This is a genomic window from Xanthomonas sp. NCPPB 1068, from assembly GCF_041479385.2.
GTDB lineage: Bacteria > Pseudomonadota > Gammaproteobacteria > Xanthomonadales > Xanthomonadaceae > Xanthomonas > Xanthomonas cannabis.
Genome location: NZ_CM192986.1, coordinates 4790711 through 4803698 on the forward strand (window position 1 = coordinate 4790711; position 12988 = coordinate 4803698).

Genomic DNA, 12988 nt, shown 5'->3' on the forward strand with positions numbered 1-12988 from the left:
TTCGATGGAAATTTGACTGCCCACACGTCTGCCACCCGCCATCTTTATCCAAGCGGGAGTTAGAAGCGCGCGATGATGAGTCGGTGGAAACCGCACTGGCCGCTGCGTTGCTGTAACCGGTGTGCCAAGATGGGGAGCGAGAGATTGGCCGGTCGCTGAATCAAACTGCCAGACAAAATTCCAGCGGCTCAAACCATTCGATGTTGGGGCGCACTCAGCTGCTGTTGATGATCCTGCTGCTGGCTTTGTTGTTGGGCTTGTTGCTGACGCTGCGTTTCGCTCAGCACCTGCAGCTGCGCAAGAGACTGATCGACAGGCTGTGCGATCGCGTCGCTCGTTTTCATGTGCGCCATCAGATGAGCGGGGTTGTCCAATGCGCCCTGGACCACGAACACGTTTTCGCCCCGTCCGACGGACGCTGTTTGATTACTCAACACGACATGGTCGATCTGCGTTAGTCCGTTCGCCTTGGCCAAGTGGGCGCTACTCGCCGCCAGCCTTGCACTGTTGTCGTCATAGTCGCGGCCAAGGCTCTGCTCCAGACGGCGCACGGCCTCTTCGGCCTGACGATGCAGCGGGTCTTGCGAGGGCACGGCGCCCTGAATGTTTCGGTAGGTTGGCGCAGCATTGTGATCTTCCTGATTCAGCTCGGGCGGGAAGGTACGTGGAGCAATCTGCTGCAGTGTCGCAGGGTCGATGTCTCCCGTTTGAGAGAGGCCGTGCGCCTGCTGGTAGTTGATCACTGCTGCCTGCATCGAGAGGCGGTAGACACCATCCTCCTGCAGTGGCTGATTGTCTGCGCCGCGATACCCTTCAGCATTCAATGTTTGCTGCACCTTCCGAACCATCTCCGACGATTCACCGATGCGAATTGTTCCGTCATCCACGAACGGCCTGGGTTCAATTCCGCGATCCCGCCGTTCTGCATCGATCGACAGCCGACCGCTGACCAGATCGCCTACGTAATTCTCGTAGTGTTGGTAGTAGCGGCTGTCGACCTCCATATGCACGTGGATTGCTCCTGTTGCCTGCTTACCCTGTACGCCTAGCGCCTGGCCATACTCGACCTGATCACCAGTTTTTACATGGAGTGGCGACATATGCCGGACACGGAGGATGACGTCGCCGCCTTCCCGATCCAGGACATCTACCAAACCCTTTGACGGATTAACCGTACCAACAACGCCGGCAACAGGCGATGGAACGTCGAGCGACCTTGAAGCAGGCCCAGAAGGCAGCCTGGAATCCTCAAGCATGAAATCCTTCTTCAGCAAGACCTGATCAGGACGAAGGCCATAGTCCCTCCCTGGCCTGGAGACCTCGATCTCTTGGATTTCACCACCAACCACTCCCAGCATGCGACCTGCTTGACCGCCAACCACATTGCCTTTGACCAGATGAGCATCGCTATTGCTTTTGGGGTGGTGCGTCACCAACTCGTCGAAGCTTCCGACAGCCTCGTTGTGTTCTCCCTTCTCAGCATCCCATTCAAGTTGAATGACGCGATAGGGTATCCGCTGCTTAGCATCCTGACTTGCCATATCCCAACTCCTTGTCAGTCCCTGAGATCAATCGCCCGCGTTAGGTGCCAACAACCTTGACGCTTCTCGAATACATAAGTGTCTACTTCGTATTCCATACCAAAATTTACCGTGCGTCCTTCATTGGCAGTCAGCTCTACGGAGACCTGAGAGCCGACCTTACTCATTGGCTCAGGCTTGCTTCTTCCTGTGGCGATTTGATCGAATATTTTTGCATCCTTGAAGTACCGGTAAGAAAATAATTCAAGGCGAGATGGGCCGGTTCGCTTGGAGATATGCGTGATTGGCGATGACGGAGTTTCGTCTTCAACGGTGTGAGTCGGAACCTCATACTCCAGCGGATCATCTGTAAAACGGCGACGTACGTCGTCGTTCGCAACATCGGCATAGCGTTGAAGAAATGTAGTGAAATCCCTGGAGGGACAAGCGACTGACTCCTGCTCGTTGTGCTGGCTCGGATGCTCGCGCTGCGATGTAATTGCCTGTGCAGGCGAAGTGCATCCCGCCGTAGAGATACAAAGCATTCCAGCAAAAGCGATATATGGATTCAATCGAGGCAGGCCCATGCGCATCATTCTTCCTTTAGTCAGGGCGGTGGCGTCTGAAAGGCTCATCTGGGCGGTGGCGTCGAGACCGTCTCAGCTTACCCATAGCTCAATCCGTTTGGTGATCTTCCATCCTTTCTGTGTGCGCGCAAGGAAATAGAGCATGCCCGTGCCACAACGTCCATGACAACGCTGTTCGGCATAAACGAGCGAATGAGATCCATCGACGAGAACCGGCACACTCAGTTGTAGATATCCGGCTGTTCCCGGATAGGCCTTGTAGAACGCAGGCCAGTTGATATCAGTCAGCAGTGCATTGACGTGATCGGTAGATGCCCCGTGGACGTAGGTGCTCTCGGGCAGCCGTACCTGTACCTGCACAGTGTTTGCCAGCAATAGCGCCTGTCGCGCCTTTCCTGATACGAATGCATCTGCAACAAAGGACGAAAGTAACTTCTGATCTAGATTCGAGGCACACATTCGCTCCGCTCTCTCAACAGCACAAGTCTGTGTAGATCGATCGAGCAGCACCACCGGTTTGCGCTTTGCACCCGAGAGGGGCTTGTCGAACTCTGAAGCCGCAGAATAGACCGGATACCGCTGATCAGCGACCGCTGTCCAGATCAGGATTACGTCTTGCTTCGATAGAACTACAGGCTGCGACGGTGATGCTTGGTGTTCTGCAGCTCCTGTGATGGAGGTCGTGGCCGGCTTTGCGAGCAGCGCGATGAGAATCAGCGCCACGATAAGTAAGGAGATGCGCAGGACGCGGCGCCAATGCATGCGCCTTGGCGATCGACCAACTCGTGGCGAGGTAAGCGCCGTGCGAGTGTCGTTGAAGGAATACTCCTTCGAGATCTCGTGTTGTTCCGACTCATGTGGCGGTGGGTGAGGGTTCACAGCTTGCTCTTCGTAAAGGTCTTGATCGGACAATTTTTTGCGACGGCTTAGCGTACGCCACGGGCGGCGGCGGCGGCCCAAGCAGTTTCAGCTCGCCCCGAGCGGGTGGGCAGGTCAGATTAGGTTGACACGTCATCAGAGGTGGCGGAGCGTCGTTCCCAATGAGGCATCCACTGCGGCGGGGACTTTTTCTTTTGAGCATTCCTGGTCCTTGACCTCCCATACATCCCCCACCAGCCATCCTCGCCGCAACCTCAACCGGAGAACGCACAATGATGAAGTGGATGGGCACCGCGCTGGCCGCGGTACTGCTGGTGAGCGGTTGCGCCAAGGAGGAGGGCGAGAAGTTCGTCGGCCACTGGGTCAACGTGCAGACGCAGGACGAGACGATGGACATCGAGCGCAATGGCGAGACCTTCATGGTCCGCAGCACCACGCCGAAGTTCTTCAGCCGCAAGCCCAAGACCGAGAGCTACCCCGCGGTCTACAAGGACGGAGCGCTGCAAGTCAGCAACGATGGCGAGACGGTGAACTTCGCCATCGACGCGGCCAACGGCCACCTCAACACCGGTGGCGAGCAATACCAGCGCGTGCCGGCCAAATAAGCGCATCACCGCAAGGCCCGCACTGCGGGCTTTGTCATTTTGGTCGCAGGCATCGCCGCAGTTGCAGCGGATGGCGCATACACGTGTAAGCGATCAGCGCATTGCGCTCGCCTTGGCCAGATTAGCGAGGGTCAGGCTGACTTCTTTAGTGATGCTGGACCCGTTCTTTGCGTAGCGATGCCGTCGAGGAACAGCCCGATCAGGTGCGCGATGCGGGTTCTCGGCGAACCGAGCTGCTCGGTGGCCAGCGAGGTGGCGGTGGCGACCACGACAAGATCGTCGAAAGAGACGTCGCGCCGGACGACACCGGTCTTCTGCGCGCTCCGCAATAGCCGTTGTCCCTCCGTGCTGATGGCATCGCACCCTGGCGTGCCGCTCTGCAGCACCTCGCCAAGCGAGGCGGCGAGCCCACGGTAGACGCTGGTGTGTAGCGCCAGCTCCTCGAGATACGCGCGTAGCGCGGCCAGCGTATCGAGCGTGCTGGCACGGGCATGACTGGCAGCGGCGAGCGAGAGGAAGCGCCCGCTGTAGACCGCGGCGAACAATGACTCGCGTGTGGGGAAGCGCCGATATAGCGTGCCGATGCCCACGCCGGCGCGTTTTGCGACATCTTCCATCGACGCCTCGGCGCCGCGCTCCAGGAACACCTCCTCAGCTGCGGCGAGCAGGCGCTCGCGGTTTCGCTGGGCATCGGCGCGCAAGGGGGTGTCGGCGGTCAACGTGGCTATTTCCGGGCTGGCTTGTGTAAGTGGAGGCTACCTCCATATACTAAATGGAGCAATCCTCCACTTACAAAGGAAGCGAGATGGGCAAGCGATTCGAGGGCAAGGTGGTCGCGATCACCGGTGGCACCGACGGCATCGGACTGGTGACGGCGAAGGCGTTTTGGATGGAAGGCGCGCGGGTCTACATCACGGGAAGGCGGCAGGACCGGCTGGACGCTGCCGTGGCGGAGATCGGTGGCGGCGCAGTGGGCGTGCAGGGCGATGTTGGCGTGCCAGCGGATATGGACAGGCTCTATGCGCGCATCCAGCAGGAGCACGGCCGGCTGGATGTCGTCTTCGCCAATGCGGGTGTTTCCGAGTCGGCGGCGCTTGGCGAAATCGACGTCGCGCACCTGGAGCGCCTGCTGGCGACCAACGTCAAGGGCACGGTCTTCACCGTGCAGAAGGCGCTGCCGCTGATGGCAACTGGCGGCGCCGTGATCCTGGCGGGCTCGGTGGCTGGCAGCAAGGGGATCGGCGCACTGTCCGTGTACAGCGCCACGAAGGCAGCCATCCGCTCCTTTGCGCGCACCTGGACGGCCGACCTGAAGAGCCGCGGCATACGGGTGAATGTGGTTTCGCCCGGCATGGTTCACACGCCGGCCATGCAGGCCTACCTGGAAGCAAATGCAGGGGCTGAGGATGCGTTCAAGCAGATGATCCCGTTCGGCCGGCTCGGTAACGCAGAGGAGATTGCCGAAGCGGTGCTTTTCCTTGCCTCGGACGCGTCCAGTTTCATGGCGGGGCACGAACTGTTCATTGATGGCGGGGTCATGGCCATCTAGTCCTGCCTGTGGGAGCGTGGCGGTTGCCGACAACTTCGCCATCGTGCACAACCTGCGCGACGTGCTATGGATGCGACGCAGGACGTGGCAGGAGACGGTGGCCGTCGGGGAAAGGGGTGGTTGAGTCTCCCAACCTTGTCGACGACATTCGACTTCGAATGTCGGGCAAGTACGCCTTGACTCTTCCTACATCCCCCACCCGCCATCCTCGCCGCAGCCTCAACTGGAGAACACACGATGATGAAGTGGATGGGTACCGCGCTGGCCGCGGCACTGTTGGTGAGCGGTTGCGCCAAGGTGGAAGGCGAGCAGTTCGTTGGCCACTGGGTGAACGTGCAGACGCAGGAAGAGACGATGGACATCGAGCGCAATGGCGAGACCTTCATGGTGCGCAGCACCACGCCGAAGTTCTTCAGCCGCCAGCCCAAGACCGAGAGCTACCCGGCGGTCTACAAGGACGGGGCGCTGCAGGTGACCAACGATGGCGAGACAGTGAACTTCGCCATCGACGAGAGCAACGGCCACCTCAACACCGGCGGCGAGCAGTACCAGCGCGTGCCGGCCAAATAACGCTGCTGTCACCGGATGCCACCAACGCCCGCGTGCGGACCCTTGACGGTCGCACGCGAGCGTTTTGGTCGTTGGCAGCGTGGTTTTTCCGGCCGCTTCGATGGGCTGCAGGCCCCTGCCCCGCCTTGCGGGGAACCGCCCTGCCGCTCCGCCCGCCGCCGGCCTGAATCTGCTGCCATCCAGCGCGCACAAGCCTTACAGTGCGCAGGCACGCCAAGGTCATGGCGCTGCCCGACCGATCAATCCAGCAACTACGAGGGTGTCATGAGCAAGGGGATGGACCAGAAGAAGAACCAGAAAAAAGAGCCGACCAAGACGCTGAAAGAAAAGCGCGCGGCCAAGCAGGAAAAGAAGGGCAAGTAAGCCGCCCGGCCTGCCAGACGGCAGACGAGGTCAGGCGTAGGCCTGGCCTCGCGGTTTTTTGGCCCGCACCAGGCGCTGCGTTGGCTTGCGAACTCGGCCTGTCAGATTTCTCAATCGCTGCTGACATGGCCTGCGGCAGCACCCTCAACGCTGCTATTGACCGATCAACGGGCCGGCCAAAGTGGCTGTGCTAATGTGGGTTTGTGCGGATTTCGGAGCTTGCCATGAGCCGTTTGACCATCGATCTGAGCGACCAGCAGCACCAGAGTTTGAAGGCGCTGGCGGCTCTGCAGGGCAAGACGATCAAGCAGTACGCGCTTGAACGCCTGTTCCCTGGCGACGTGAACGCCGATCAGGCGTGGCAGGAGTTGAAAACCCTGCTTGGGGAACGCGTCGCCGAAGGCCTAGCCGGCAAGGTGTCTAGCAAGAGCATCAACACCATTCTGGATGAGGAATTGGCCGAGGGCCGGCGCGGTTGATGCACGGCTACGTCCTCACCGACGCAGCCGAAGCCGATCTGCGCGGGATCATCCGCTACACCTCGACACGCTGGGGCCAAGCGCAGGTTCGCAGGTACATTGCAGATCTGGAACAAGGCATCGCCCGTCTCGCCACAGGGGAAGGCGCTTTCAAGGATCTCAGCGCGCTGTACCCTGCGTTGCGGATGGCCCATTGCATGCACCATTACGTCTTCTGCCTGCCGCGTGAGCAGGCTCCAGCACTGATCGTTGCGATCTTGCATGAGCGTATGGATCTGATGGTGCGTTTAGTCGGCAGGTTGTAGCTCACACTCCACATCGCGATGGTGTGGCTTTCAATACTCCTGCTCTGCCAACAATTCGGCTTGTTTTGCTGACGTGGGCGTTTGATTCGATCTATGTGCTGCGCTCAGCAATGACTGGCGTGTGCCGCTGCAGCGTTCCTGGATTTAGGGAAAACGCGGTAGTTGAATGACGCGGTGAACGCACGTCGATAGCCTCAGAGATAACGCTGCGCAGACGCGTCACACCGCCACCCACGCAAGGCTTCGAAAATGCGCGCCGCATCCTGGGACGGCGGCAGGCCGAAGGTGCGTGCGTATTCGCGGCTGAACTGGGTTGCGCTTTCATAGCCCACGTCCATGGCGGCGGTGGTGACGCTCTTGCCATGCGCGGTGAGCAAGTGGCGCGCCTGCAGCAGCCGCAGCTGCTTCTGGTATTGCAGCGGGCTGAGCGCGGTGGCGGCCTTGAAGTTGCGATGGAACGCCGACTCGCTCATGGCGGCCTGGCCGGCAAGCGTGGCGATGCGCAGGGGTTGGGCGTAATTGGCGCGGATGCAGTGGATGGCCTTGCGCAGCCGTGCCAACGTGGAATCCGGCGTTGCCACGGCACGCAGAACGCCGCCCTGCGGGCCTTGCAATGCGCGGTACAGAATCTCGCGCTCGTAGGCCGGCGCCAGTGCCGGGATATCGGCGGGGCATTGCATCAGGCCCAGCAGGCGCACCCAGGCATCCAGCATTTCGCCGGTCATGCTGGCGACCGAAAACGACACCGCGTCGGCACCTGCCGCAGGAATGGCCGCCTGCGTCGCGGGCAGATCGTGCAGCAGGGCGGCGATGGTTTGCGGGTCGAGCGTGAGGCTCACCGCAAGATAGGGCGCCCCGTCGTCTGCGGCATGCACCTTGCCGATGGCGGGAAGGTCGACGGTCATGACGAAGTAGCTGGCCGGGTCGTACTGCAGCGTGCGGTCGCCCACCGTCATCGACTTACCGCCTTGCAGGATCAGGTTGATCATCGGCTCGTAGACCGCCGCCAGCGCGTGCTCCGGCACCTCGCCCTGCACCATCGCCACGCGCGGGATGCCGGTTTCGGTGCGGCGGTTTTGGGCATGCCGGGTGAGCCGCTTGAGCTCGATAAGTGCCGATTTCATCGCCTATCAAACTACGCGGCGATGCACCCGGCAAGCGCAAAGGCAGGATCAGGCAGGCCGGCGCCAGCTTCGGGCAGGCCCTGCGGCACGGCGCTGCCTAACCTGGGAACACCTTCAGACACGAGCCCAGCGCCATGAATATTGCAGTCATCACCGGTGGTAGCCGCGGCATCGGTGCCGCCACCGCCCTGGCCAGTGCCCGTCGCGGCATGGGCGTCATCCTGACCTATCACCAGAACCCACTTGCAGCCGACGCAGTGGTTGCACGCATTGCGGCCGATGGCGGCAAGGCAGTTGCATTACCGCTGGATGTGGGCCACACGCGCAGCTTTGCCGGCTTCGCGGCGGCCGTGCAGGAGACGCTGCACACGGTCTGGCAACAGGACACCCTGGCCGGGCTGGTGAACAACGCCGGCTACGGCACCTTCAACCCGATCGAAAGCGTCGATGAGGCGCAGTTCGATGGGCTGTTCAACGTGCACCTCAAAGGGCCTTTTTTCCTCACCCAAGCGTTGTTGCCGATGCTGGGCCGCGGTGCCTCCATCGTCAACCTCACCAGCGCCACCACGCGCGTGGCGTTCGCCGGGGTTGCGCCGTATGCCGCGTTCAAGGGCGGGCTGGAGGTGCTCAGCCGCTACATGGCCAAGGAGTTCGGCGAGCGCGGCATCCGCGTCAATGCGGTCTCGCCAGGCGCCATCCGCACCGAACTCGGCGGCGGGCTGACGCCGGACTTTGAAGCGATGCTGGCCGCGCAAACGGCGCTAGGCCGCGTTGGAGAGCCCGAAGACGTGGCCGATGTCATCGCGATGCTGCTCTCCGATGAGGCGCGCTGGATCAATGCCCAGTCGATCGAGGTTGCGGGAGGGTATTACGTTTAAGCGTTTATTGGACCGAGGTGCTCCGTTGCCGGCAGTGCGTATGTCATTCGAGCTTGCTCAAGATCGCAAAGCAGGACGCATCGCGCAGTAGGCTCACACGCGCTCGTTATTACACGGATCAAGCGGCCAGCCGCTTGATTCGTGATGGCAGATCGCCCAGCGCGCGATGCGCTTGTTCCAGCTCGTAATCAGCCAGAACCGCTCGGTCGTGCCCAGTGCTGCGGCCAGGCGCACGGCTGTGTCTGCGGTGATACCGCGCTTGCCCAGGACGATCTCGTTGATGCGGCGCGGCGGCACGCCGGTGGCGCGCGCCAGCGCGTTCTGGCTGATGCCCATCGGCTCGAGGAACTCCTCAAGCAGGACTTCGCCGGGGTGGATGTTGGGTAACGAAAGCCGTCATGGTAGATCCGTCTCGCGCGGGTCGTCATCGATGGCGTCAAGCCGGTCTTCGGAGTCAAGCTGCTGCAAGACGCGATCGAAATCACTCAGAAAATGCTGGTCCTGCACGATGCGGTACTTTTCGAACTCGCTTTCCGCATGCGCTTTGGCGATCTCGGCAGTGACGCGCCCTGCGTCCTGCAACACCTGCCGGTCGGTCGCTTCGATGAAACGATTCAGACGTGTTTCCCAATCCTGCATGGTCATCGGAATCTGTCGAAGCGCCATGTCCTCGGCCAGATCCAGATAGGCTGAAACAAGACGTTGCAGCTGCGCCATCTCGCCGGTGGTCAGGTAGTTCTTGGCGACCGCCACATCGAACTTCTGGATTTTCCCGCGTGGCGCGTCGACCCAGGTGGTCAGGCCCATGTGCTGCTTGCCGGCATCGGCGCGGTGGTAGACGACTTCCGCTGCGGTGTGCCCGTGGATGGCCCAGTGCAGCTTGTTCTGCACCGTGGCGAAGAAACGTTGGGTGGCCTGCGCCGTTGTGTCGTAATCAAGGGCGGTGGCGTAGATGTCGGTGATCTTCTGGTAGAACTTGCGCTCGGAGAGACGGATCTCACGGATACGTTGCAGCTGCTCTTCGAAGTAGCGTTTGCCCAGCACCGTACCGTCGTTCTGCAGGCGCTCATCGTCCATCGCGAAGCCCTTGATCGTGAAGGACTCGATGATGGTGGTGGCCCATTTGCGGAACTGCACCGCGCGCTCGGAATTGACCTTGTAGCCCACGGCAATGATGGCCGCGAGGTTGTAGTGCTTGGTGTCGTAGTTCTTGCCGTCGGCGGCAGTTATTCGAAAATTTCGAATAACTGCATCTGGCTGCAATTCGTTGTCAGCGAACACCTTTTTCAGGTGGTAGTTGATGGTGTGGGTTTCGACATCGTAGAGCTGCGCCAACATCTTCTGCGTCAGCCAGACGTTCTCGTCGGCGTATGCCGCCTGCACCCCGCCCTCGCCTGCTGCGGCCACGAAGGTCAGGTATTCGGCCGCCGACGAACGGACGAGTGAGATTTCATGCTTCTTCGGCATTGATGCCTCCCATGCTGGCGATACCGCACCACCAGGCATTCTTCGACAACGATGCTAGCCGGGTACACGTAGTAACCGCGATAGGCGAACATTTTGTTTTGTCGTCAGTGGTTCTGCCATCACGCCAGCTCGCATCCATCAGAACAACGACCCCTGCACGGGTAAAGCAGTAGATGGTTCTGTTGCTTGCGTGGCGGGTGCCGCCTGCTGCTGTGCACCCAACCGCCACGCCAGGCCCGAGATGCGCGCGGCGTGCCGGGCGAGCGCGGCGCGGATGACCGCTTCGCTGCCGGACAGGTGCAGGGCGCGGCGGGCGCGGGTGATGCCGGTGTAGAGCAGTTCGCGGCTGAGCACGCGGGCGTCGCGGGTGGGCAGTTGCAGCCAGACGTCATCGAATTCGCTGCCTTGCGCCTTGTGCACGGTCATGGCGAAGGCGCTTTCGTGCGCGGGCAGTGCGGCGGGGTGGAAGCCGCGCACCTGGCCGTCGCCGTCGCCTTCGAACCAGGCGACCAACGGGCCTTGGGCACGGTTGTCGGTGCCTGGGGCGTGGCGGTTGGCGGTGGCGGCGGACTGGCTTGGCGGTGAAGACGGGCCTTCGTCGCTGCGCCCCGAAAAGGGACTCGCATCGCTTCGCAGGCAGATGCCGACGTCGCCGTTGAACAGGCCGTGGCGGTAGCTGTTTTCGGTGATCAGGAGCAGGCGGCCCTGGAACCAGGGCGAGGCAGCGCCGAGGCGGCGGGCGCCGGAGCCGGTGTCTGCCAGCAGTTGTTCGATACGGGCGTTGAGGCCGCGCGCGCCTTGCGGGCCGGCGCGCACGGCGGTGAGCAGGCGCAGGCGGCCGGCCGCGCGCAATGCGGCGGCGGGGTCTTGGGCGTCGGCCAGCGCGCGCCAGTGGGCGAGCAGTGCGTCGCGGCCGTCGCTGAGCGGGTCTTCGCCGTCTTCGTGGAAGTGCACGCCGGCCAGCTCGCCGCTGCGCAGCAAGGCCAGGGCGGTGTCGGCGTCGCCGGCGCGGATGGCATCGGCCAGGGGGGCGAGTGCGAAGTCGTCGGCCTGCCGGTAGCCGCGCAGCAGGTGCACGCGGTGGCCGGCCAGGCCGCCTGTGTGGGTGGCGGCGGGCGTGGTGTCGCCGGGCGCGCTGCCGAGCAGCGGTTGCAGTGCCTGGGCGTCATCGGGCTGCAGGGCATCGCCGGGGCCGGCGGCCTGCAGGATGGCGGCGAGCACGTCGCCGGCTTCCACCGAGGGCAGCTGGTCGGCGTCGCCTAGCAGGATCAGCTGGGTGCCGTCGGCGACGGCTTCGACCAGCTTGCACATCAGTGGGAGGTCGACCATGGAGGCTTCGTCGACCACGATCAGGTCGAATGGCAGCGGGTTGTCGGCGTTATGGCGGAAGTGCGGCGAGTCCGGGATGACGCCGAGCAGGCGGTGCAGGGTGCTGGCGCCGTTGGGGAGGAGGGAGTTCCACGGGGACGGCTGGCCCTCACCCGCCCTTCGGGCACCCTCTCCCGCAGGCGGGAGAGGGGAAAGGTTGGCTGGCTCTGTCGCTTGGCGGGGAGGGGTAACAGCGGGGTTGGCTGGCTCCGTTGCTTGACGAAGCGGGGGAGCGGCGGGGTTGGCTGGCTCTGTTGCTTGAACGAGAGGGGAAGCGGCGGGGTTCGGTAGCTGCTGCGCTTGCCCGGGCGGGGCTGCACCGGGAGTGGGTGCGAGGTGGATGCCATCGGCGATGGCGCGCGCGACGGCCAGGCGCAGGCTTTCGGCCATGCGCTCGGCGGCGCGGCCGGTGGGCGCGGCCAGGGCGATGCGCGGCGGCGGGTGGCCGGCGGCGTGGGCCTGGGCGATACGCAACAACAACAGCCGGGCGATGGTGGTGGTCTTGCCGGTGCCGGGGCCGCCGGTGACCAGCAGCAGGCTGCGGCGCAGGGCCAGGGCGGCGGCCTGGGCCTGGCGGTCTGGGGAATGGGATGGCTTGGACTGGCCTATGCCGTTGATGGCCGGGGCGGGTGAGGCCTTGTCCGTGGGGGACGGCTCGGGTGGCGCCTTGTCCGTGAGGGATGCCGCGGGTGAGGCCTTGCCCGTTAAGGATGGCTCGGATAGGGCCTTGCCCATGGAGGATGGCTCGGGCAGGCCCGTACCCTCACCCGCCCTTCGGGCCCCCTCTCCCGGGGGGAGAGGGGAGGCCTGGGGGAATAGTTGGGCGAACAGTGGGGCCAGGGCGGCGGGGTCGAAGGCCGGCATGGGTTGGACGGCGATGCGTTGCAGGCCCAACGCCAGGCGGCGTTCGTACTCGCGGTAGCGGCGCAGGTAGAGCAGGCCGTGTTCGAGGACCAGGGGGCAGTCGGCGGCGGCGGGGTCTTCGGGGGTCGGTTGGTCGACCCAGCGCGAGGCGGCCAGGGTGCGTTGCCAGTCGGCAGGGTCCGGAAGGGCCGGCAGTGGGCCGTCGCGCTGGTCCAGCAGCATGCCGGCGCGGGCCGGGTCCAGCCCGGCGTGGCCGCTGGTGACGGCCAGCGACGCGAGCGCGGCACCGGCCAGGACCTGCGGTTCGGTGTCCGGGGACAGGCGTTGCAGGCTTTGGGCGAAGGCCAGGTCCAGGGTGCGCAGGACTTCGGCTTTGATCAGCGCGCTGAACAAGGTTGGCTGGTTCATGGGGTGATGGCTCCCATGGCGG

13 protein-coding genes and 1 pseudogene are annotated in these 12988 nt (G+C 63.1%); 6 read left to right on the forward strand and 8 right to left on the reverse strand.

Features of this window, described 5'->3' with window-relative positions:
- Positions 1–188 precede the first annotated feature (188 nt).
- The 3 genes from ACCQ12_RS20265 to ACCQ12_RS20275 form a co-directional block, all read right to left on the reverse strand.
- Positions 189–1004, reverse strand: a complete 816-nt coding sequence (locus tag ACCQ12_RS20265) for an XVIPCD domain-containing protein (RefSeq protein ID WP_372383670.1) — start codon at positions 1002–1004, stop codon at positions 189–191.
- Between the two features lie 551 nt (positions 1005–1555).
- Positions 1556–2155 carry a hypothetical protein gene (locus ACCQ12_RS20270; protein WP_372382583.1) on the reverse strand — a complete coding sequence of 200 codons (600 nt, stop codon included), beginning with the start codon at positions 2153–2155 and terminating at the stop codon, positions 1556–1558.
- 24 nt (positions 2156–2179) lie between these two features.
- A complete protein-coding gene (locus ACCQ12_RS20275; RefSeq protein WP_179456126.1) occupies positions 2180–3019 on the reverse strand; it encodes a hypothetical protein in 840 nt (279 codons plus the stop codon).
- A 239-nt stretch (positions 3020–3258) separates the two neighbouring features.
- On the opposite strand from ACCQ12_RS20275, the gene ACCQ12_RS20280 reads away from it, so the two are divergent.
- Entirely contained in the window at positions 3259–3591 is a 333-nt protein-coding gene (locus ACCQ12_RS20280; RefSeq protein WP_372382584.1) for a hypothetical protein, read from the forward strand.
- A gap of 131 nt (positions 3592–3722) precedes the next feature.
- Here ACCQ12_RS20280 and ACCQ12_RS20285 read toward each other — a convergent pair whose 3' ends face one another.
- On the reverse strand, positions 3723–4310 hold the full coding sequence (locus ACCQ12_RS20285; protein ID WP_166750006.1) for a TetR/AcrR family transcriptional regulator: 588 nt from the start codon (positions 4308–4310) through the stop codon (positions 3723–3725).
- 86 nt (positions 4311–4396) lie between these two features.
- Between ACCQ12_RS20285 and ACCQ12_RS20290 the strand changes: the two genes are divergently transcribed.
- From ACCQ12_RS20290 to ACCQ12_RS20305, 4 genes are all read left to right on the forward strand, one after another.
- Entirely contained in the window at positions 4397–5140 is a 744-nt protein-coding gene (locus tag ACCQ12_RS20290) for an SDR family oxidoreductase (RefSeq protein WP_372382585.1), read from the forward strand.
- Positions 5141–5377: 237 nt separating this feature from the next.
- Positions 5378–5710, forward strand: coding sequence for a lipoprotein (locus ACCQ12_RS20295; protein ID WP_047695743.1), 333 nt, complete (start codon positions 5378–5380; stop codon positions 5708–5710).
- A 587-nt stretch (positions 5711–6297) separates the two neighbouring features.
- The gene (locus tag ACCQ12_RS20300) at positions 6298–6552 is read left to right on the forward strand and encodes a type II TA system antitoxin, ParD family (protein ID WP_047696333.1); all 255 of its coding nucleotides are present in this window, start codon (positions 6298–6300) and stop codon (positions 6550–6552) included.
- Complete coding sequence (locus ACCQ12_RS20305) at positions 6552–6857, forward strand: type II toxin-antitoxin system RelE/ParE family toxin (RefSeq protein ID WP_184374364.1); 306 nt, start codon at positions 6552–6554, stop codon at positions 6855–6857. Before ACCQ12_RS20300 ends, ACCQ12_RS20305 begins: the two co-directional genes overlap by 1 nt.
- Positions 6858–7051: 194 nt before the next feature.
- On the opposite strand, the gene ACCQ12_RS20310 is transcribed toward ACCQ12_RS20305, so the two are convergent.
- Positions 7052–7897: an AraC family transcriptional regulator gene (locus ACCQ12_RS20310; protein WP_372383671.1), complete on the reverse strand. Its 846-nt coding sequence runs from the start codon at positions 7895–7897 to the stop codon at positions 7052–7054.
- Between the two features lie 218 nt (positions 7898–8115).
- Between ACCQ12_RS20310 and ACCQ12_RS20315 the strand changes: the two genes are divergently transcribed.
- A complete protein-coding gene (locus ACCQ12_RS20315) occupies positions 8116–8859 on the forward strand; it encodes an SDR family NAD(P)-dependent oxidoreductase (RefSeq protein ID WP_184374365.1) in 744 nt (247 codons plus the stop codon).
- Between the two features lie 118 nt (positions 8860–8977).
- Here ACCQ12_RS20315 and ACCQ12_RS20320 read toward each other — a convergent pair.
- The 3 genes and pseudogenes from ACCQ12_RS20320 to recD form a co-directional block, all read right to left on the reverse strand.
- Positions 8978–9195 (reverse strand): annotated as a pseudogene (locus tag ACCQ12_RS20320) (HigA family addiction module antitoxin).
- A gap of 60 nt (positions 9196–9255) precedes the next feature.
- Positions 9256–10326: a virulence RhuM family protein gene (locus tag ACCQ12_RS20325; protein ID WP_184368321.1), complete on the reverse strand. Its 1071-nt coding sequence runs from the start codon at positions 10324–10326 to the stop codon at positions 9256–9258.
- 138 nt (positions 10327–10464) lie between these two features.
- Positions 10465–12966, reverse strand: a complete 2502-nt coding sequence (gene recD, locus ACCQ12_RS20330; RefSeq protein WP_372382586.1) for an exodeoxyribonuclease V subunit alpha — start codon at positions 12964–12966, stop codon at positions 10465–10467.
- Between the last annotated feature and the right edge of the window lie 22 nt (positions 12967–12988).

Excerpts from the sequence above, each read along its gene's own strand:
- ACCQ12_RS20305 (WP_184374364.1), top strand. The coding sequence starts at position 6,552 with ATGCACGGCTACGTCCTCACCGACGCAGCCGAAGCCGATCTGCGCGGG.
- ACCQ12_RS20280 (WP_372382584.1), top strand. The coding sequence starts at position 3,259 with ATGATGAAGTGGATGGGCACCGCGCTGGCCGCGGTACTGCTGGTGAGC.
- recD (WP_372382586.1), bottom strand. The coding sequence starts at position 12,966 with ATGAACCAGCCAACCTTGTTCAGCGCGCTGATCAAAGCCGAAGTCCTG.
- ACCQ12_RS20265 (WP_372383670.1), bottom strand. The coding sequence starts at position 1,004 with ATGGAGGTCGACAGCCGCTACTACCAACACTACGAGAATTACGTAGGC.
- ACCQ12_RS20270 (WP_372382583.1), bottom strand. The coding sequence starts at position 2,155 with ATGAGCCTTTCAGACGCCACCGCCCTGACTAAAGGAAGAATGATGCGC.
- ACCQ12_RS20325 (WP_184368321.1), bottom strand. The coding sequence starts at position 10,326 with ATGCCGAAGAAGCATGAAATCTCACTCGTCCGTTCGTCGGCGGCCGAA.
- ACCQ12_RS20295 (WP_047695743.1), top strand. The coding sequence starts at position 5,378 with ATGATGAAGTGGATGGGTACCGCGCTGGCCGCGGCACTGTTGGTGAGC.
- ACCQ12_RS20310 (WP_372383671.1), bottom strand. The coding sequence starts at position 7,897 with ATGGTGCAGGGCGAGGTGCCGGAGCACGCGCTGGCGGCGGTCTACGAG.
- ACCQ12_RS20315 (WP_184374365.1), top strand. The coding sequence starts at position 8,116 with ATGAATATTGCAGTCATCACCGGTGGTAGCCGCGGCATCGGTGCCGCC.
- ACCQ12_RS20300 (WP_047696333.1), top strand. The coding sequence starts at position 6,298 with ATGAGCCGTTTGACCATCGATCTGAGCGACCAGCAGCACCAGAGTTTG.
- ACCQ12_RS20290 (WP_372382585.1), top strand. The coding sequence starts at position 4,397 with ATGGGCAAGCGATTCGAGGGCAAGGTGGTCGCGATCACCGGTGGCACC.